This is a genomic window from Pelagicoccus albus (assembly GCF_014230145.1).
GTDB classification, from domain to species: Bacteria; Verrucomicrobiota; Verrucomicrobiia; order Opitutales; family Opitutaceae; genus Pelagicoccus; species Pelagicoccus albus.
This window is the reverse complement of record NZ_JACHVC010000012.1, coordinates 859,224-876,801: the sequence shown is the minus strand read 5'-3', so window position 1 is coordinate 876,801 and position 17,578 is coordinate 859,224. Positions and strand designations below refer to the sequence as shown.

Here is a 17,578-nt window from a genome sequence, read left to right as displayed (position 1 = left end):
GGCCTGCTTCTAGTGGTGGAATTCGGCCCTAGCAGCCTCGAGGCCCTTTTGGTAAGCAGCTAGGATGCGATCCCACTTGATGTTCATTTCCGCGTTGATCACTTTACGTGCGGGGTTGGCATCGAAGGCGTCTATGGTGCGTTTTATGCCCTCGGCGAATCTAACCTTTGGCTGAAACTCGGGAACTAACCGCTTTATCTTGGAATTATCGAAAGCGCGTGAAGCTGACTTGTCGCCGAAGTGATGGCCTTTCTCCCCAGGGTCGCATTCGATGATAAAGTCCGTGGCAATATGGACGAAGTTTGGCTTCTCTACTCCAGCAGCCTTGGCAATCAAATGGGCATAGTCGTTCCAGCAAAGGCACTCGTCCGATGTTATGTGGAAAGCTTCGCCGATAGCGGCTTCCCGGCCGAGTAGTCCGTTTAAGCCGACAGCGAAATCAGTGTTGTGAGTCATCGTCCAAAGTGAAAATCCGTTTCCTGGAATGATACATTGCTTGCCGCTTCTTAGTCGATCGACGAATGTCCACGACTCGGGCCATGCGTTTACAGCAAAGGGAACCAGAGTGTCACCATAGGTGTAGGAAGGCCGGATGATTACGAAGGGAAATCCCTCTTCCGCCTGAGCTCGCCTGAGGCGTTCTTCACAGGCGATCTTGTTTTGTGAGTAGTCCCAGAAGGGATTTACTTGGGGTGTTTCTTCAGTGGTCAAAAATGGGTATTCAGTCTTTTGATATACGCTCGCGGAGCTTATAAAAAAATATTGTTTGGCGCACCCTTGGAACAGCTGCAGGTCTCTCTCTATATCGTTTGGGTGGAAGGCTATCCATTGGACCACCGCATCCCATTGGTGCCCTGCTAATACCTTCTTCGTGGTTTCAATGTCGTTTATGTCAGCGGTTAGGCTTTTGACGCCTGGAATGGATGAATCCGATCGTCCCCGGTTCAGGTGGAAAAGCTCGATACCTTGCTCTAGAGCGTGCTTCGTGCATGCGGTGCTGATGATTCCTGTTCCTCCGATGAAAAGTACCTTCATAGTCTAGTTTGGGTCGAACTGTAGCTATCATTTACAACAGCAAAATCCAGAAGAAAGCTGTCACTCACTTATGAATACGAGGCTTCAACGGTTTAACTGCCTCACGTTTCGCAACGCTAGCTATGATACGAATTGAATTGTCAATATCTGTGGGCCTCAAAGCCTGTTCTGTTACGTCACGGATCTATGGAAAAATACTTTTATGAGTTGGAATTCGCCGTTTCTGAATCTCTTGGAAATCCCTACCTAGAAAATGAGTTTTGGGTGGAGCTTTCCAGTGAGGACGGGCGGGTCATTCGTCGGCCAGGTTTTTGGGACGGTGGCGTTTGTTGGAGAGTTCGATTGCCGTTGGAGAAAACTGTTCAGTTTTGGAAGTACCGTACTCATTGTGTGGGTACATTGGCGGAAGAGCTTGATGTGCAATTTGGAGAAATTGAGGTTCCGAAGTACGCCGGATCCGTCGGTTTGTTAGAGCATGGCTTGTTGCGTATGTCGGCAGACAAACGGCAAGTAGTCCATGCGGATGGTACCCCCTTTTTCATGGTGGCGGACACTCCTTGGGCTTTACCTTTCCGCGGAACGGAAGAGTCGGTAGTTGAGTATGCGCTCAACCGGCGAGAGCGAGGATTCAATGCTGCTTTGCTGATGGCGGTACAGCCTGACCGCGATGTAGAAGGGCCGGATAGTCGACACGAATCAGGTGGATTTGCTCGCGGTTTTAGAGATTTGAATCGGGGTCATTTGAATGAGTTGAGTCCGGCTTATTTTCAAGATTTGGATGTATACGTTGGTATCTTGCTTGAGAACGGTATCGTACCAGTCTTCAGCCCTGTGTTTCAGGGCTTCGGTTGGAAGGGAAAAAAGTCTATGGGAGCTCGCGCTGATGCAAGTGAGTACCTTCGCTTCGTTAAGTATTTGATAGCTCGATACGGAGCAGGTCCTGCGATGTGGTTGGCGAATGCGGATTCCTCTGCTCGATCGCATATAGTCGAGCCGGCGGGTGAGACATTCGAAGCTTGGGACGCGTATGGACAGCCAACTGGGATTCACTACAGCCCTTTCGATGATGAACCTGCGGACTGGACTGACGACCCCGTACACGGCTTCCACTACAACCGAATACATCAAGACAAGTCGTGGCTTGATTTTCAATGGGCTCAGACCGGTCATGGAGGAATCCATAAACCTGAAAAGGTAGCGGCAATGTGGCAGAACCTGCCCGCGAAAGCGGTGAGCAACGGTGAGCCAACCTACGAGCGGATGGGTGATCCGGCACGCGCGACCGGATGGTGGCAAGGTCACGAAGCATGGCTAAACTTTGTCCACGGCGGAACGATGGGGGTGGTGTACGGCGCGGGTGGCTTGTGGAATTGGAAGCTTACGCCAGATGAAGAGGGTTGGGTTGAATGGGCCGATACAGAGGCTTCTTGGAAACAAGCGATCCAGTTCGAGGGGAGTCGCTTCGTTGGCTTTCTTGGAAAAGCAATGGAGGGTCTAGACGCGCTTGGTTGGTCCCCGATGGGTGAGGTCGGGGAGGGAATCTTTCTCATTGGCATCCCCGGGGAGGTCTACCTTTTGTACTTTTCTAAAGGAGGTTCGGCGGACATTAGCGATTTAGCAGCGGGTATGAGTTATCGCTGGTTTGATCCCGTTTCCGGCGTATCCGTAGAGCGGGGAATTCTTAAAAAGAGCTCTGGCATCTCCCACGCGCCTTCGCATGCCCCTTGGGTTTTGATTCTGGAGGCTTAGGAATGTCAGCCTAAAGGTGCTTGGGGATTAGAGACCTGATAATGTGGTGGCCTTCCCGTGCGTATTTTACTTGGCTTTCTCTTGGAAAGAACTGTCCCATATCTGTGCTAGTTCGCTGAGGTCGGCCACGATGTAGTCTGGCTTGATCGCTAGCGGGGAACTGTGGTGTGCCCCGGGAGGCCCTTTCCTTTGTCAGAACGCTACTCGAGCTACCTCGCTATTCATTCGGAAGTGTGATGGACACGGCACGGTTGTTAGGGCTACGAACAATCTTTGGATTCTTTTCTTTGGGGAGCAGATCCTTGGTGAGCCACGGCTGGACAAACCATTCTGGGGAATACCGATCGTAGGAAATAGCAAAGTGGATCTCTTTGCTTGTTTGGGGATCGAAGCTTCCGGATGCGTTCGACTTAATGGAAATATGGGTCAAGCCTTGCTCGCTTGCTTGACCTTGAGGATAGGAAATACTCGAGGCGTCTAATTTTATGGATACACCATCGATGGCTAGCTCCGTTTGATCGAGCAGGGCCTGGGCAAAGCTCTGCATTTCGTTTTGCCCTAGGAAGCCGTTGTGGTCGAGATCCAGATCCTTTGACATTTGGTTGCCTATTTCGGTCGAGGGGACGATGGCAATTTCGACAGTGATGACGTTTCGCGAGAGCGTCAGGTTGGCCTGCTGGTACATGATGTTGTGCGGGTGGGCCGAGAGCGGAGAGCTGGCGCAGGTGATCAGAAAACTGGATACAACAGCTTTTACTTGGAAATCCATGAGGAACCGTAGTCGTTGCTGGGGTCGCGGTACATGTTGTGGGCGTGATCGTTTGAGTTGGAACTGCCCTCGGGGGAATATTCGATGATTAGCGAGGGGCCGGTGATGCGATAGTAAGCGGTACCGGGCTGGTCTTGCGGGCCCCACCAGCCGAACCAAGTCTGTTCGAGTTCGGCTTGAACGATCTTCATTTTGGAGAAGAAGTCGTCTTGGTTGATAAAGCCGAGGCGTTCGCTGATCAGTTTGAGAAACAAGCTTCTTTGCTCAGGCGTGAGGTCGGCTCCTGAAATGCCTTCGGGTGCGGGGGTCACTCCGTGTTGTCCGGGGCCGAGCAACAGGCGAGTCTTTCGGTTCGAGCGCACGGCAAGTGTCTTTTGATCGTCGCTGAGGCTTTCCAGAAGGGCTTGGGCGGCGAGGACTTCTGCTTCGGTGATGAAGATTTTTTCCCCTTTGAAGGTTATGTTCAACGGCTCGCCGCCCGTTAGCATTGGCGAAAAGGAAATGTCAGGCCCGAAGACGGTCGCGTTGATGGCTAGATGGTGCCCGCCGAATTGTAGCATCCAAGGTTGGTTGAGGGACGGTGCCCCGAGGAAGGATACGAAGTAGTTGGCTTCGCTAAAGTTCGACTGTTTGTCGTAGTTGCCCGACGCGTTGTCAGCTTCGAGTTGGTACTCAATGTTTCGAAAACCGTCGCCGCTCATGACTTGTTGAAGGAGATTGTCCAAGGCACTAAGCTGTTCTTGGCTCATATCTCCGCGTCGGATACCCCGTCGAGTCACGTAAGGATGGGGGAAATTCGACCATTTGGCTCGTTGGGCGTTGTCCTCGAAGGGGAAGATTACTGTTTGGCGTTGGCTTTCATCAAGCAGGGCGAGAAAGGATTTTGCTGCTGTCACGATAGCCTGGGTCTGCGCGTCCGCGGCAGGTACGGTGAACGCTTCTGCTATCGAAATTTGTACTGGAGGGCTGGAGAGGTCGCCGCCGCCCCCATTTTCATCCCATATCGCAGCGATCGCGATCAGCACTAGTACAGCGGCCGAGGAGAGCGATAGGATTATTTTTTTGGTCGATTTGGTTTTCATGAGCAGGCGTTTGTCCCGATCTCGTCAGCAAGAAGAAACTTAGCCAGCACAAGATATATCGAGATCGTTGGAATGGATTGTTGGTTCGAGGATTGGTTGAAGCCTTGTTCTACATTTCGGATCCAATGTGCAAGGTTGATCCAGCTGTGCTCTGTCTAAGCTTCTCGCAGCTCCCTGCCTTTTAATTGGAGGCATTTAAGCGCAAAAAAGCCGCAACTGTGAAGTTGCGGCTTTTGCCCATTTTGAAATGGTCGGGGTGAAAGGATTCGAACCTTCGACCTCCTGGTCCCAAACCAGGCGCTCTACCAGGCTAAGCTACACCCCGTAAAAAGGAGCAGCAAAAGATTGGGAATTGGGACTTCTGTCAAGTTTAAGTTCCATTTGTTTTAGGAAATCTCCGTGATCTGCTGGCTTGGGTCCTAAATATGGCATTGCGCCGCTCTGGGAATGCGCTTCTTGTTTGGTCGAAACTCGTCGCTTGCGGCATTTCTCTTCGGAAAAATGGATAACTTATCTTCTTCAGATCTAGACTCACCTTCTAAAACCCCCCTCTTCATTGCGATCGCGGCTGTAATCTTGGCCCTCGTTTCCCTTTGGATGGGCTGGATGGGGCTTTCTCGTGCAACATTGCTGGAGGCGGAGATAAAGAGGCTTGAAGAAGCGGCGAGTGACGACAGTGGCCTCGAGGAGGCGGTTCAGGCTAACAAGGATCGCTTGGAACAGCTCTCAACGAGTGTGAATGGCTTCTCGAAAAACGTGAACAAGGCACTCAAGGAGGCGAGCGACGATCTGGCGAAGACTCGCTCTGATGTTCGTCGGGTGGCCATGGATGCTGGAATGGCTAAGAAAATGGTCGAGGAGCTGGAGGAGAAAGGGGTGCAGGTTTCCGTTGTTCCGACGGCGTCCTCAAGCCCTGCAAGATCGGCGGAGCCGGTGGCGAAAGCTCCCGATGCGGCACCAGGAAAATCTGGCGTCTACACCATCAAAAGTGGAGACACCCTCGGCAAGATCGCAGCTGCCTACAAAATAAGCCTCAGCCAACTGCAAGAGGCCAATCCGGGCATTGACCCGCGACGCCTGCGCATTGGGCAGCAATTGGTCGTTCCTGCGCCGTAGTTTAGGCAGGCGACTTCTAGTTTAAATCCGTTTTCCGAAAGGATTGATTCCGATGGACGATTTCGAACCCGCAGAAGCCGAGGCCGGAGGCGAGACTAAGATCCACCCTTGGGATGTCCTCAGCGAGAGTGAGTTAGTTAGCTGTCCTATTTTTGACCTTGTCTCGCGTCGCTTGAGGCACCCCGTTCGCGGCTCGGAGGGAGATTTCTACGTTATCAAAACGAGGGATTGGGTTAATGTGATTCCGGTCACGCCGGATTACCAGATCGTGATGGTGAGGCAGTATCGCTTTGGCATCGAAGACATGTCTTGGGAGATTCCTGGAGGCATAATCGATGGAGGCGAGGACCCTGTTGAGGCCGGCGCCCGAGAGCTAGAGGAAGAGACGGGTTATGTCGCTCGAGCGTGTCACTACATTGGGAGCGTGGCTGCCAATCCAGCCATCCTCGATAACAACAGTCATTTTGTTTGGGCGGAAGCGGTTGAGCTGCGATCCAGTCTAAGCTGGGACGAGCATGAAGAGATGGAGGTAAGGCTATTCCCGATCGACGAGGTCTATGCCATGGCTCATCGAGGTGAGATCCGGCACTCGCTGGTGGTGGCGGCCTTGTTTCAGTTTTATCCGGAGTGGGAGAAGATCAAAGCGAGACGTCGCTGAGCCGGTCGTTGTCCAGATCGTGCCCTTCGACCAAGCTTTCGAGATCGTGCCTAAAAGAGAGGCGAACCGTCGCTCCTCCGTCTGCGTTGTTAAAGGCTTCCGCTACGCCTTTGTGTAGGTCCATCACTAGTTTAGTCAGGGCTAGGTTCAGCCCGAGGGTGTGGTCCCGATAGGAGTTTACGTCGTCCCTTCCCTTAACGAATATCTTGAAAACGTTTTTTAACACTTCCTCGGAAAAGCCTTCTCCTTGGTCGCTGATTTCGAGATGGAGGTAATTGGGGTCTGAGTGAGTGGCGACTAGGATTCTCGTTCCTTGGGGGGAATGCTGAGAGGCGTTGAGCAGAATTTCGCGAAGGCAAATGTTTATCAGCTCCAAGTCTGCGAAGGTTTGGTTTTCCGCTTCGAGCTGATAAGTGATGCCCTGGCTCATCGATTTGAGTTCGGGCTCTAGTTCTTCTGCTATGCAGCTGAGTAGGCTGGCGAGTTCCGTTTCTTGTAGCTGAGGTGAGTATAGTTTGGCTCGCAAACTGGAGATTCTCTCTGCGATCAGCATGAACTGCTCTAGGCGTTCGCTGGAACTCTCAAGAATGGAGATGAACTCTGTCTCGCTGGACCCCTCATTGTGCTGGGTGCTCATCTTGAGAAGTTGAGTTGCCCCTTTTAGGCCGTTGAGAGGGGTCCGCATTTCGTGGCTGATTATTTTCAGGAAGTCGTATTTCAGCTGATCGCTCTCCCGGAGTTCTTGGTTCGCCTTTTCCAGGGCTTTGTTTTTCTGCAGCAGCTCGTCACTTAGCTTCTGATTTTGTCTCTTGAGTTTGTAGAGACTGAGCGCTTGCTCGATAGTTTTTCGCAGGTTTTCGGTATCCCAAGGCTTGCGAATATACCTGAATACGGACGCTTGGTTTACGGCGTCCTGGGCGGCATCTATGTCAGAGTAAGCGGTGACGAGAATGCGGCAGGGGTCCGGGTGCTTTTCGAGTGCCTTGGTTAGAAACTCTACACCGGTCATACCTGGCATGCGCTGGTCGGATATGACTAGGTCGATTTCCCGTTTTTCGAAGAGGTTCAGCCCCTCATGGGCGTTGTCGGCGAGAAGAACATTATAGTCGCGACGGAAGGAGTTTCTGAAAGCATTCAGATTCCCTCTCTCGTCATCGACGTAGAGAATGGTGAATTCCTTATCCATTGGCGGATTCGATGGCCTCAATTATCAGGCTCTTAAGTACTTTTTCCTCCCATGGCTTAGAGAGGAATTTGTACAGTTTGTATTCTTCGAAGGCGAGGTTGATGTCATCTGGCTGTGCGTATCCAGATAGCATGACGCGGCTGGGCGGCACGTCCGGGTATAGGTCCTTTATTTCTTTGAGAAGTTCGACCCCAGACATATCGGGCATCATCTGGTCTGTGATGAGCAGGTCGACTCGGTTGCTTTTCAGGATTTCGACTGCAGCGTGCGGATCGCTAGCGAGGAGGATGTTAAAATCTCGGCGAAAAGTATTTTTAAATATACGCAGGTTCGATTGTTCATCGTCTACGTATAAGATGGTGTAGCGATCTTTCGCAGTTTGTCGCAATGTCGGGGGCATCATAGCGGTTTTGAATTCTGGCTTTCTTCTGTATTTTGCTCAATAGGTATTTCAAGAGTGAATACGCTCCCTTTACCGGATTCGCTTTCAAGAGAGATTCTCCCTCCGTGATCTTGGATGATCGAGTATGTGATCGCTAGACCGAGTCCAGTCCCTTTGCCGACGCGCTTAGTAGTAAAGAAAGGGTCGAAGACTTTGGCTTTTACGTTATCTTCCATACCCATTCCATCATCAGCAATCGAGACTACAACGGTCTTCTCCTTGGCTTGGGTGGTGATTCGAATACATCCTTTTCCCGGCCCGTCATCGATGGCGTCAATGGCATTGCTGATCAAATTCATCAATGCTTGGTTTAGCTTGCTTGGGAAGCACACTAAGGCCGGCAGGTTCGGGTCGAAGTCGCGCTCGATCCTTATGTTGTTTTTGGTCTTATTCTTGAGGAGCACGAGAACGCCTTCGATGTCCTCATGCAGGTTAGTGACATCCCAAGACTCTTGTCCTAGACGGGAGAATTTGCTCAAGCCGGAAACGATTTCTGTGATGCGCTTGGCTCCTAATCTTATATCAACCAAGGTTTCGTCGATAGCGGTGAAGGCCTCATGAAAGCCGACTTCCTTTTTCAGCTGATCCAGCTCTTCGATGGCGAGTTTCGGATTTTCGGCTTCGGGTAGTTGTTCTGTTTTTTTGAATACAGCTCTGACGTCCTCAAAGTCCTTGGCGATGCTGTGGACGCCGGCGTAGACGAAGTTGATCGGGTTGTTTATTTCGTGTGCAATGCCTGCGGTCAGGACGCCCAGAGATGCCATCTTCTCTGATTGGACAAGTTGGCTTTGAGCGTATTTGAGTTTATCCAGTGTTTTACTCAGCTCGGTCGCTCGCGTTCTTAGTTCTTCGCGCGCAGTTTTGAGCTCGGTGATGTCGCGAGCTATCCCTACCAGTCCGATTGGGCTGTCCGAGTCGGACCCGAATATAGGGGTTTTGGTCGTCTGGTAGTCCCGGACTTTGTCATCAGGGGAGATATTTATTTCTTCTTGGGTGACGCCCACACCGCTTTCCATGATCTTTTTTTCGTCTTCACGGAAAGATCGGGCCAAGTCGTAGTCGAAAAAGTCGAAGTCTGTCTTGCCTACTACATCTTCTATAGAGTTCGCACGCAAGCAGGTGGCAAACATGGCGTTTCCGTTGAGGTATCGGCTTTCGGTATCCTTAAAAAATACTGGGTCAGGGATATTGTCGATCAGGGTTTTCAGCTGTTCTCGCTCCAGCTCTATCTGAAGTTTGTCCTCAACATTTTTGGTAATATCTTTGGCGAGTGTAGCCGTGCCGATCATATTTCCAGTGTCATCGATGAGGCGGTTCTGCTTGAATTCGAAGGTTCTCGTCCCATCTGGGAACTGGACTGCGATTTCTGAGGATTGTGAAGAGTCCGCTTCGCCAAGGCTCTCGACGGGTTCGGTCCGCTCTACTAAAGCCCTCAGTTCTGGCACTAGGTAGGGAAAGCTGGAGTTCCCGATTAGTTGGGCGACGCGATCGACACCGAACAATTTGGCTGCCGAATCGTTGGCTGCGATTATAGCGCCATCGCTATCTTGAGCGAAAAATGGGTCAGGAATAGTATCCAAGACCTTCTGCCACAGGAATGGATTGTTCTCATTTGTCGCAGGCTTGGGGATGGACATGGCTTTGCTCGCAGGTGCAGGTTGTAGAAGAGGGTATGCAAATGCGGTCGTTCGCGCAAGCCGTAAGGGCAAGTTCGTCTTTGCGCTTAAGTCTGAACCACTTCAGACACCTGAATCGAGGTCTGGGTCAAAAGCTTAGCTTATAGGTTCGCGACTATCAGCTAATCTTTATGGCTGCATTGGAATTAGATTCTATTCCTAATTGACCCAATAAAGATAAGTCATTACTCGTTTCGGCCTTCGCTAAGGACGGCCCGTGTTTAGATCCGTCCTAGTGAAAATAAGACTAGTTTACCGATGAATATTCTCAACGCCCTCTTCAAAACCTCGCTGGGGAAGAAAGTGATCATGGCGGTCACCGGACTCGTCCTTGTCGGGTTCGTGTTTGGCCATTTGGTCGGCAATATGCAGATCTTCTCCCCGCCGGAGAAAATCAACGCCTACGCGCACTTGCTGCAGTCGCTAGGCCCAGCCCTCTGGCTGATCCGAGGCTTCTTGCTTCTCATGGTCGGCCTCCACATTTGGTCAGCGGTTGCTCTCGTTCTAGAGAACAAGGCTGCTCGCGGACCGGAAGGTTACGCAGGCCAGAAGACGCTCAAGGCTTCCTACGCTTCTCGCACCATGCGTTACAGCGGCCTGATCGTTTTCGCCTTCATCGTTTACCATATCCTGCACTTCACGACCAAGACAGCTTACGGTCCTGAATTGTTTATGGTGGATTTGCACGGAGAGATGGTTCCAGACGTCCACACCATGATGGTGCTCGGTTTCCAAAACGTTGGGGTATCGATCTTCTATTTGGTAGCTATCGCGCTTCTCTCTCTCCACCTCAGCCACGGCATCTCCAGCATGTTCCAGTCGGTTGGCTTTCGTACCCGCTCTTGGGGAGGTTGCCTGAACAAGATTTCGATCTTGCTCTGCATCGTCTACTTCCTCGGCAATGCGGCGATCGTCGGATCAGTGCTTACTGGATACGTCAAGGTTCAGAATCCTGCGGTTCAAGCTGCTCTAGCGGCTGAGTGCGAGGACGACTGCCAAGACTGTGAAACTCATCTTGTGGCTAACAACTAGATTTTCCCTCCGATGAAATTAGATTCTAAGATACCATCCGGCCCGCTCGAAAAGAAGTGGGAGAAACACATAATGGAGGGCAAGCTCGTCAATCCCGCCAACAAGCGGAAGTACGAGATCATCATCGTCGGTTCCGGTTTGGCTGGAGCTTCGGCGGCGGCGACCCTTGGCGAACTCGGCTACCGGGTAAAGTGCTTCACTTTCCACGACAGCCCGCGTCGCGCCCACTCGATCGCAGCTCAAGGCGGTATCAACGCTGCCAAGAACTACCAGAACGACGGTGACAGCGTGTATCGCCTTTTCTACGACACGATCAAGGGAGGTGACTTCCGCGCTCGTGAAGCGAACGTTTATCGTCTCGCCCAAGTTAGCGCTAGCATCATCGACCAATGTGTCGCTCAGGGTGTACCTTTCGCTCGCGAATACGGCGGCCTTTTGGACAACCGCTCTTTCGGTGGAGCTCAGGTCTCTCGTACCTTCTACGCTCGCGGCCAAACGGGGCAGCAGCTTCTGCTCGGAGCTTACTCAGCACTGAACTGCCAGATCGCTGCCGGCAACGTCACGATGTACAACGACCAGGAAATGCTGGAGTTGGTCAAGATCAACGGCGAAGCCAAGGGCATCATCACTCGCAATACTATTACAGGCAAGATCGAGCGTCACTCTGCTCATGCCGTGGTACTCGGTACTGGTGGTTACGGTAACGTCTTCTACCTCTCGACCAATGCTCAAAACTCCAATGCGACTGCCGCTTGGAGAGCGTACAAGAAGGGAGCAACCTTCGCGAATCCTTGTTACACTCAGATCCACCCGACTTGTATCCCAGTTTCTGGAGACAATCAGTCGAAGTTGACTCTGATGTCGGAATCGCTTCGTAACGACGGTCGTATCTGGGCTCCTAAGAAGCAAGGCGATAAGCGTCCTGCCTCTCAGATCCCTGAAGACGAGCGCGACTATTATCTAGAGCGCAAGTATCCAAGTTTTGGTAACCTCGCTCCACGTGACATTTCCTCCCGCGCCGCGAAGGAAGCTTGTGACGATGGACGCGGCGTCGGCGAAACTGGTCTTGGTGTTTACCTCGACTTCTCGGATGCCATCAAGCGTTTGGGCGAAGACACGATCCGTGCCCGTTATGGAAACCTCTTCGATATCTACAAGGAAATCACTGACGAAAGCGCGTACGAAGTTCCGATGCGTATCTTCCCTGCGGTCCACTATACGATGGGCGGCCTCTGGGTTGACTACAATTTGATGAGCAACGTCCCAGGCCTCTTCGTCATGGGTGAAGCGAACTTCTCCGACCACGGCGCGAACCGCCTCGGAGCTTCCGCTCTCATGCAAGGATTGGCCGATGGTTACTTCGTTCTTCCGTATACGATTCCTCACTACTTGGCGGACGTTCCAAGAACGGAAGCTCCTTCGATCGATGCTCCTGAATTCGTCGAAGCCGAACAAGACGTCATCAGCCGCACGCAGAAGCTGCTCGACAACAACGGAAAGCAAACCGTTCGCAGCTTCCACAAGCGTTTGGGCAAGATCATGTGGGAATACTGCGGTATGGCTCGCAACAAGGAAGGTCTGGAAAAAGCCCTCAAGCTCATCCCAGAACTCCGCGAAGAGTTCCACGCCGATGTACGCGTTCCCGGTACTGCCAACAGCCTCAATCAGTCGCTTGAAGTGGCGGGCCGCGTAGCGGACTTCCTCGAACTTGGCGAACTGATGTGTCGCGACGCCTTGGCTCGCGAAGAGTCTTGTGGCGGTCACTTCCGTGAGGAGCACCAGACCGATGATGGTGAAGCTCTTCGCGATGACGAAAACTTCAATCACGTAGCGGCTTGGGAATTTAAGGGTGTCGATGCGGAGCCGACCAGGCACCGTGAGGCGCTCGAATACGAGTCAGTCAAGATGGCTACCCGCAGCTACAAGTAATCTTCAGCCCATTAATAGGAAGCTATTGTAATGAAAGTTAAACTAAAAGTCTGGCGCCAAGAGAACGCTGACGCGCAAGGCGGCTTCGAAGAATACGAGGCTGACAACGTAAATCCGAATATGTCCTTCCTCGAGATGATGGATGTCGTCAATGAGGGCATCATCGAGGATGGCGGCAACCCGATCGCTTACGCTCACGATTGTCGCGAAGGTATTTGCGGTACTTGTAACTGCATGATCGACGGTAAGCCACATGGTCCGGAGACAGGTGTTACAACCTGCCAAACCTACATGCGCAGTTTTAAGGATGGGGACACTATCACAGTTGAGCCATTCCGAGCTAAGGCATTTCCGGTCCAGAAGGACTTGATCACGGACCGTTCTGCGTTCGACAAGATCCAGCAGGCTGGCGGTTTCGTCAGTGTTCGTACTGGGGCATGTCAGGATGCGAATGCGATTCCGATCGCCAAGGAGATCGCGGACCTCGCGATGGATGCAGCGGCTTGTGTTGGCTGTGGTGCGTGTGTGGCGGCTTGTAAGAATGCCTCTGCCATGCTGTTCGTCTCTGCGAAGGCAGGTCAGCTCAACCTACTTCCTCAAGGCCAACCAGAGAAGGACAAGCGCGTCCTCAACATGGTTGCTGCGATGGATGAGGCTGGATTCGGCAACTGTACTAACCAGTACGAATGTTCGGCCGCTTGTCCTAAGCTGATCTCCGAGGAGTTCATCGCCAAGCTCAACCGCGACTTCATGGGCGCTACAGTTCGCAACGCATTCAAGGCGAAACCGCTCTGATCGTTCGAACCCTAAGCTAAGCTTTTCGAAGGCGACTCCACGGTGGAGTCGCCTTTTTGTTTTTCTCGCTCAGCAATTTCGAAGGGAGATCCAGTTTCATGGTGTTGTACCCAACGGGTTTGGTTCGACTCGCCTTGTATCCATGAAAATTGAACGCATCTCTCGCCTGGCCGCGGCGGTATTTCTTATCGGTCTGAGCTTTGTAATGGCAGCTTGCGACACCACGGGAGCTTCCGGGGCGGCGGGAAAGAGCGTAGAGGAGCCGGTCGTGATCACCAAGGGTATGGAGGCTTCCGATCTCTTGTCTGTTCTAGGGGAGCCTTTCGAGATTCGACCTGCGTCTCCTGAAGTGGAAGGTACTGAAATCTGGGTCTATCGCAAGGTCGATGAAAACGTGCAAATGGTGGTCTCGGGCACGGTGGAAACGCCTGGTATGGATATTGGCGGCGTTCCGATGACAATCACGGATGCTGTCTATACACCTGCGACCACTAGGACGGTAGAGGAGACCCTGTTTTTGATTGTCGATGGTGTACTCGTCGCTTGGAAGGTTCAGCGAGATGTACTAGAGCGACTCGACTAGGGGAGCGGACTAGCCGGCTAGAAAAGCTCGAGGGCTTCGACGCTCTCGAAAGCGATCCAAGTACAGGCGATGAGGAATCCCCAAATTGCTACGAAAGCGATCGAGCGCTTCAGCTTTTTGGTTTTGTCATGACGGTCCAGACTACGTTTGCGGAAACCGCTTTGGCGAAGGAAGCTGGCGAACTGAACGTTTTTCACTCCGTCTCCGTCGGCTCTCCGACGTAGCATTGCATCCTCCTTAACGGGGGAGCTTCGTAGCAGTGTTTTCAAGTAGTTCAGCATGAGTACCTTCTTCGCGTTTTACGCCTTAGTTATGACAGACGTCTAATTGTCAAAAGTGTTCAGCGTAAATCTAAATTTTGAATAAAAGAATCGGGTTTTTTTGAAGTTTTACGGATTTATGGAAAAGAGGTCCCCCTTAACTCGCTATTGCTATCGAAGATATCTCTCCTAAAAACGGATACGAAATGAGCAAACCCCTCAATATCACAGTCTGCGGAGCGGGAGCATGGGGTACAGCCATGGCTCTGCACTGCGAGCGGCAAGGCATGTCGACCACCTTGGTTGCGCGTCGCCCTGAACAGGCGACTCAGATGAGCCGTGAACGTGAAAACACTGATTATCTGCCCGGGCATGCCTTTGGCTCCGGGCTTAAGGTTTCTTCGGACTTAGATGAAGCCCTGGGGGACGCGGATGTTATTTTTCTTGGAGCCCCTTCCTACGCATTGCGGGACTGGTGCGCCCGTATCGCCCAGCTCGAGTCTGGTATCCTAAAATCGGATGCATTGCTCGTTAGTCTTGCTAAAGGTCTCGAAGTCAGCTCTGGCAAGACGCCTTGTGGGATTATTAAAGAAGAGCTTCCGGCTTCGATCGTGGGTTGCCTGTCTGGTCCCACTTTTGCTGGCGAAGTGGCTCAAGGGAAGCCGACGGCTATGACCTTAGCGTTTGGCGATGATTGCGGAATCCAGGTTCAAGCGCTCCAGAACGCGATCAGCGGCCCGAACCTTCGAGTGTACGCAAGTTCCGATCTGCAGGGTGTGGAGCTGGGTGGTTGCATGAAGAATGTTTACGCCATCGCGGCTGGCTGTTGTCAGGGACTAGGGCTCGGCGATAATGCCCTCGCTTCTTTGCTTACCCGAGCGGTGGCGGAGATGGTACGCGTCGGTCTGGACCTAGGGGCAAGCCTGGAAACGTTCTATGGCCTAAGCGGGTTTGGCGACTTGGTGGCGACTTGCCATGGCGAGTGGAGCCGTAACCGAACGTTTGGGGAGGAGATCGCCAAGGGCAGTTCTGCCGCTGAAATCATCAGCAACCAGAAGACCGCGGTTGAGGGGTATCGCACTGCAAAGGCTTTCCATCTTGCCTGTTCTAGTCGCTCGATAGAGGCGCCTATTCTCGAACAGGTCTACCAGATTTGCTACGAGTCGAAGCCGCCTATGCAGGCTCTCAACGACTTAATGACCCGCGATCTGAAAAAAGAGTAGCGGTCGGTCGTTGCGCGTTTGGCACTCCTTGCGGTCTCGCAATTTTCTGGTGAGTCGCTAGCGAATTGGGAGTGTCTGTTTCGTACCGCAAGCGTGTTTGGTCTTGGGCTTGTTTCGATTTTGCCAATTCGGCATTTGGAACTCTGGTCCTGACATTTGTATTCAATACTTACTTTACCCTGTCCATCGCTCCAAGTGAGTCGGAAGGCACGACGCTATGGGGGAACACTGTAGCCATCGCTTCGATACTCATTGCCATCTTGTCTCCCATGCTTGGAGCGGCGGCGGATGCGTTCGGATGGAAAAAGCGTTTTCTAGCAATTTCGGTCGTTCTCGCCGTTTTAAGCACCGCTGCCCTCTATTTGCCTGGAAAAGGAGATGTGTACCTAGCGTTGACCTTGTTTAGCCTTTCACTCGTTGCGACGGAACTTTCGATCGTATTCAATAACGCCTTTCTTCCCGAGATCGCCAAGAAGGAGGAACATGGGAAAGTTTCGGGCCAAGCGTTCGCGCTCGGTTACGCAGGCGGGCTTATTTGCCTGCTCATAGCATTGGTCGGTTTCCTGCCGGAGGGTGGTGATCCGTGGTTTGGACTCTCTCGAGAGGGTGGGCAAAATGTACGGGCTACTAACGTGCTGGTAGCAGTTTGGTTCCTCGTATTCAGTATTCCACTTCTCTTCTGGGTGAAGGAGCGGAGGCCTAAGCGGCATCCGGAGGGCTTTTTAGTGGTGGCTCGTCAATCCTTCGGGCGCATGGCGGATACATTCCACCACTTGAGAGAGTATCGCCAGCTCTTCTGGATGCTGATCGCCCGCCTGTTCTATAACGATGGGTTGGTCGCCATTTTCTCGTTTGGCGGGATCTACGCCACGGTCGTTTTTGGGTTCACATTTCAAGATCTGATGATTTTTGGAATCGCTTTGAATGTATGCTCCGGGGTCGGATCGCTACTTTTCAGTTTTATTGAAGATCGTATTGGCAGCCGTATTACAATTGTCATTTCCCTCGTGGCCTTGGTTGGCTCGACTTCGGTAGCCTTGTTCATAACCAGCAAGGCTGCCTTTTGGGTTTGCTGCGTGGTGATCGGATTGTTCCTCGGTCCTAACCAATCGGCGAGCCGCGCTTACCTGAGCCGCTTGACTCCGGAAGAGAAGGCCAACGAGTTTTTCGGCTTCTTTGCCTTTTCCGGCAAGGCGACCGCTTTTCTTGGTCCACTGCTCTATGGCCAAATGGTGGCGATCTACGATTCGCAGCGGGCGGGCATGGCGGTTATCCCTGCCCTTATGGTCGTGGGGATGATAATCTTCTTGCTGAAAACGCGTGAAGTTTCAGGCGAGGAGTCGGTTGCTTCGTTGGATAAGGAGTGAGTAGGGAAAGAACGCAAAAGACTTGGGCTTGGTATTGGCTCTCCGTTTTGTTTGTCGTGGCGGGTGGCTACCTGGGCGCCAGAGCGTATCCAGGAGGGTTCGATTGGGCTTATGAAGTGATGTCGGCCCTCGCTTCGCAAAAGCACAATCCCGAGGGTGGGCATTGGTTTGCCGGAGGGCTCGCGCTGGGGATGGCGTGCCTATTTCCGGTTGGGTTTCTCTTTTTGCGGGAATCAAAGGAAGGCAAACGGCGAGAGGTTTGGTTTTCGCGGGTGATTTTAGGCGGAATCTTTTTTGGTGTGCTGGTGGGTCTAGAGCGTCTGTTTGTTTACCATATATCGGATGTGGTTCATAAGGCCCACGAGATCTTGGCCTTGTTTTGCTTTCTTTCTCTCTTCATCGGCATTCTGGGGCTGACGCTCTCGCGGACTGGTCGATCGAATTTATCCCGTTGGTCGGCTCTTTGGGTTGTGCTGCCGCTCATGGCAATTGGATTGAGCCAGCTAGCTCTTTACTTCGATCAGCGGGATTTGGGCTGGGTCGACACAGAGTGGCGTACCATGGGTATTCCCGTTTGGTACAGCTTTGCCTTTTGGCAATGGCTGGCTGCTGTTTCGCTGTGGATTAGCCTCGGTTTATTGTTAAGGCAGAAACCGCAGCGAGCCTGACTTGCTGG

General features: G+C 52.3%; 17 protein-coding genes and 1 tRNA gene. 10 read left to right on the top strand and 8 right to left on the bottom strand.

What is annotated here, in order from left to right; all coding sequences use genetic code 11:
• Positions 1-9: 9 nt before the first annotated feature.
• Positions 10-1,035: an NAD-dependent epimerase/dehydratase family protein gene (locus tag H5P27_RS13460; protein WP_185660918.1), complete on the bottom strand. Its 1,026-nt coding sequence runs from the start codon at positions 1,033-1,035 to the stop codon at positions 10-12.
• 186 nt (positions 1,036-1,221) lie between these two features.
• Between H5P27_RS13460 and H5P27_RS13455 the strand changes: the two genes are divergently transcribed.
• The gene (locus H5P27_RS13455; protein WP_185660917.1) at positions 1,222-2,784 is read left to right on the top strand and encodes a DUF5060 domain-containing protein; all 1,563 of its coding nucleotides are present in this window, start codon (positions 1,222-1,224) and stop codon (positions 2,782-2,784) included.
• A 217-nt stretch (positions 2,785-3,001) separates the two neighbouring features.
• Here H5P27_RS13455 and H5P27_RS13450 read toward each other — a convergent pair whose 3' ends face one another.
• The 3 genes from H5P27_RS13450 to H5P27_RS13440 all read right to left on the bottom strand — a co-directional run bounded on the left by H5P27_RS13450 (position 3,002) and on the right by H5P27_RS13440 (position 4,960).
• Positions 3,002-3,553, bottom strand: coding sequence for a hypothetical protein (locus H5P27_RS13450; RefSeq protein ID WP_185660916.1), 552 nt, complete (start codon positions 3,551-3,553; stop codon positions 3,002-3,004).
• Positions 3,538-4,635, bottom strand: a complete 1,098-nt coding sequence (locus H5P27_RS13445) for a DUF3500 domain-containing protein (protein ID WP_185660915.1) — start codon at positions 4,633-4,635, stop codon at positions 3,538-3,540. The genes H5P27_RS13450 and H5P27_RS13445 overlap by 16 nt, the downstream gene beginning before the upstream one ends.
• A gap of 248 nt (positions 4,636-4,883) precedes the next feature.
• A tRNA-Pro gene (locus tag H5P27_RS13440) sits at positions 4,884-4,960 on the bottom strand.
• Between the two features lie 176 nt (positions 4,961-5,136).
• On the opposite strand from H5P27_RS13440, the gene H5P27_RS13435 reads away from it, so the two are divergent.
• On the top strand, positions 5,137-5,751 hold the full coding sequence (locus H5P27_RS13435; RefSeq protein WP_185660914.1) for a LysM peptidoglycan-binding domain-containing protein: 615 nt from the start codon (positions 5,137-5,139) through the stop codon (positions 5,749-5,751).
• 52 nt (positions 5,752-5,803) lie between these two features.
• On the top strand, positions 5,804-6,409 hold the full coding sequence (locus tag H5P27_RS13430) for an NUDIX hydrolase (RefSeq protein WP_185660913.1): 606 nt from the start codon (positions 5,804-5,806) through the stop codon (positions 6,407-6,409).
• Here H5P27_RS13430 and H5P27_RS13425 read toward each other — a convergent pair.
• Genes H5P27_RS13425 through H5P27_RS13415 form a run of 3 tightly spaced genes read right to left on the bottom strand, consistent with a single transcriptional unit; the run spans position 6,390 to position 9,674 of the window.
• Complete coding sequence (locus H5P27_RS13425) at positions 6,390-7,595, bottom strand: hybrid sensor histidine kinase/response regulator (RefSeq protein WP_185660912.1); 1,206 nt, start codon at positions 7,593-7,595, stop codon at positions 6,390-6,392. The genes H5P27_RS13430 and H5P27_RS13425 overlap by 20 nt on opposite strands.
• A complete protein-coding gene (locus H5P27_RS13420; protein WP_221774708.1) occupies positions 7,588-7,998 on the bottom strand; it encodes a response regulator in 411 nt (136 codons plus the stop codon). The genes H5P27_RS13425 and H5P27_RS13420 overlap by 8 nt, the downstream gene beginning before the upstream one ends.
• The gene (locus H5P27_RS13415) at positions 7,995-9,674 is read right to left on the bottom strand and encodes a PAS domain-containing sensor histidine kinase (protein ID WP_185660911.1); all 1,680 of its coding nucleotides are present in this window, start codon (positions 9,672-9,674) and stop codon (positions 7,995-7,997) included. Before H5P27_RS13415 ends, H5P27_RS13420 begins: the two co-directional genes overlap by 4 nt.
• A 297-nt stretch (positions 9,675-9,971) precedes the next feature.
• Here H5P27_RS13415 and H5P27_RS13410 point away from each other — a divergent pair, with 297 nt between their 5' ends.
• The 4 genes from H5P27_RS13410 (at position 9,972) to H5P27_RS13395 (ending at position 14,052) form a co-directional block, all read left to right on the top strand.
• Entirely contained in the window at positions 9,972-10,745 is a 774-nt protein-coding gene (locus H5P27_RS13410) for a succinate dehydrogenase cytochrome b subunit (protein ID WP_185660910.1), read from the top strand.
• Between the two features lie 12 nt (positions 10,746-10,757).
• Entirely contained in the window at positions 10,758-12,674 is a 1,917-nt protein-coding gene (locus H5P27_RS13405) for a fumarate reductase/succinate dehydrogenase flavoprotein subunit (RefSeq protein WP_185660909.1), read from the top strand.
• Between the two features lie 30 nt (positions 12,675-12,704).
• Positions 12,705-13,469: a succinate dehydrogenase/fumarate reductase iron-sulfur subunit gene (locus H5P27_RS13400; protein WP_185660908.1), complete on the top strand. Its 765-nt coding sequence runs from the start codon at positions 12,705-12,707 to the stop codon at positions 13,467-13,469.
• Between the two features lie 142 nt (positions 13,470-13,611).
• Positions 13,612-14,052, top strand: a complete 441-nt coding sequence (locus H5P27_RS13395; RefSeq protein WP_185660907.1) for a hypothetical protein — start codon at positions 13,612-13,614, stop codon at positions 14,050-14,052.
• A 17-nt stretch (positions 14,053-14,069) separates the two neighbouring features.
• Here the strand turns inward: H5P27_RS13395 and H5P27_RS13390 are convergent, their stop codons facing one another.
• Positions 14,070-14,333, bottom strand: coding sequence for a hypothetical protein (locus H5P27_RS13390; RefSeq protein WP_185660906.1), 264 nt, complete (start codon positions 14,331-14,333; stop codon positions 14,070-14,072).
• A 185-nt stretch (positions 14,334-14,518) separates the two neighbouring features.
• On the opposite strand from H5P27_RS13390, the gene H5P27_RS13385 reads away from it, so the two are divergent.
• The 3 genes from H5P27_RS13385 to H5P27_RS13375 all read left to right on the top strand — a co-directional run bounded on the left by H5P27_RS13385 (position 14,519) and on the right by H5P27_RS13375 (position 17,570).
• Entirely contained in the window at positions 14,519-15,535 is a 1,017-nt protein-coding gene (locus H5P27_RS13385; protein ID WP_185660905.1) for an NAD(P)H-dependent glycerol-3-phosphate dehydrogenase, read from the top strand.
• A 71-nt stretch (positions 15,536-15,606) separates the two neighbouring features.
• On the top strand, positions 15,607-16,902 hold the full coding sequence (locus H5P27_RS13380; protein WP_185660904.1) for an MFS transporter: 1,296 nt from the start codon (positions 15,607-15,609) through the stop codon (positions 16,900-16,902).
• On the top strand, positions 16,899-17,570 hold the full coding sequence (locus H5P27_RS13375; protein WP_185660903.1) for a DUF998 domain-containing protein: 672 nt from the start codon (positions 16,899-16,901) through the stop codon (positions 17,568-17,570). The genes H5P27_RS13380 and H5P27_RS13375 overlap by 4 nt, the downstream gene beginning before the upstream one ends.
• Positions 17,571-17,578: the final 8 nt, after the last annotated feature.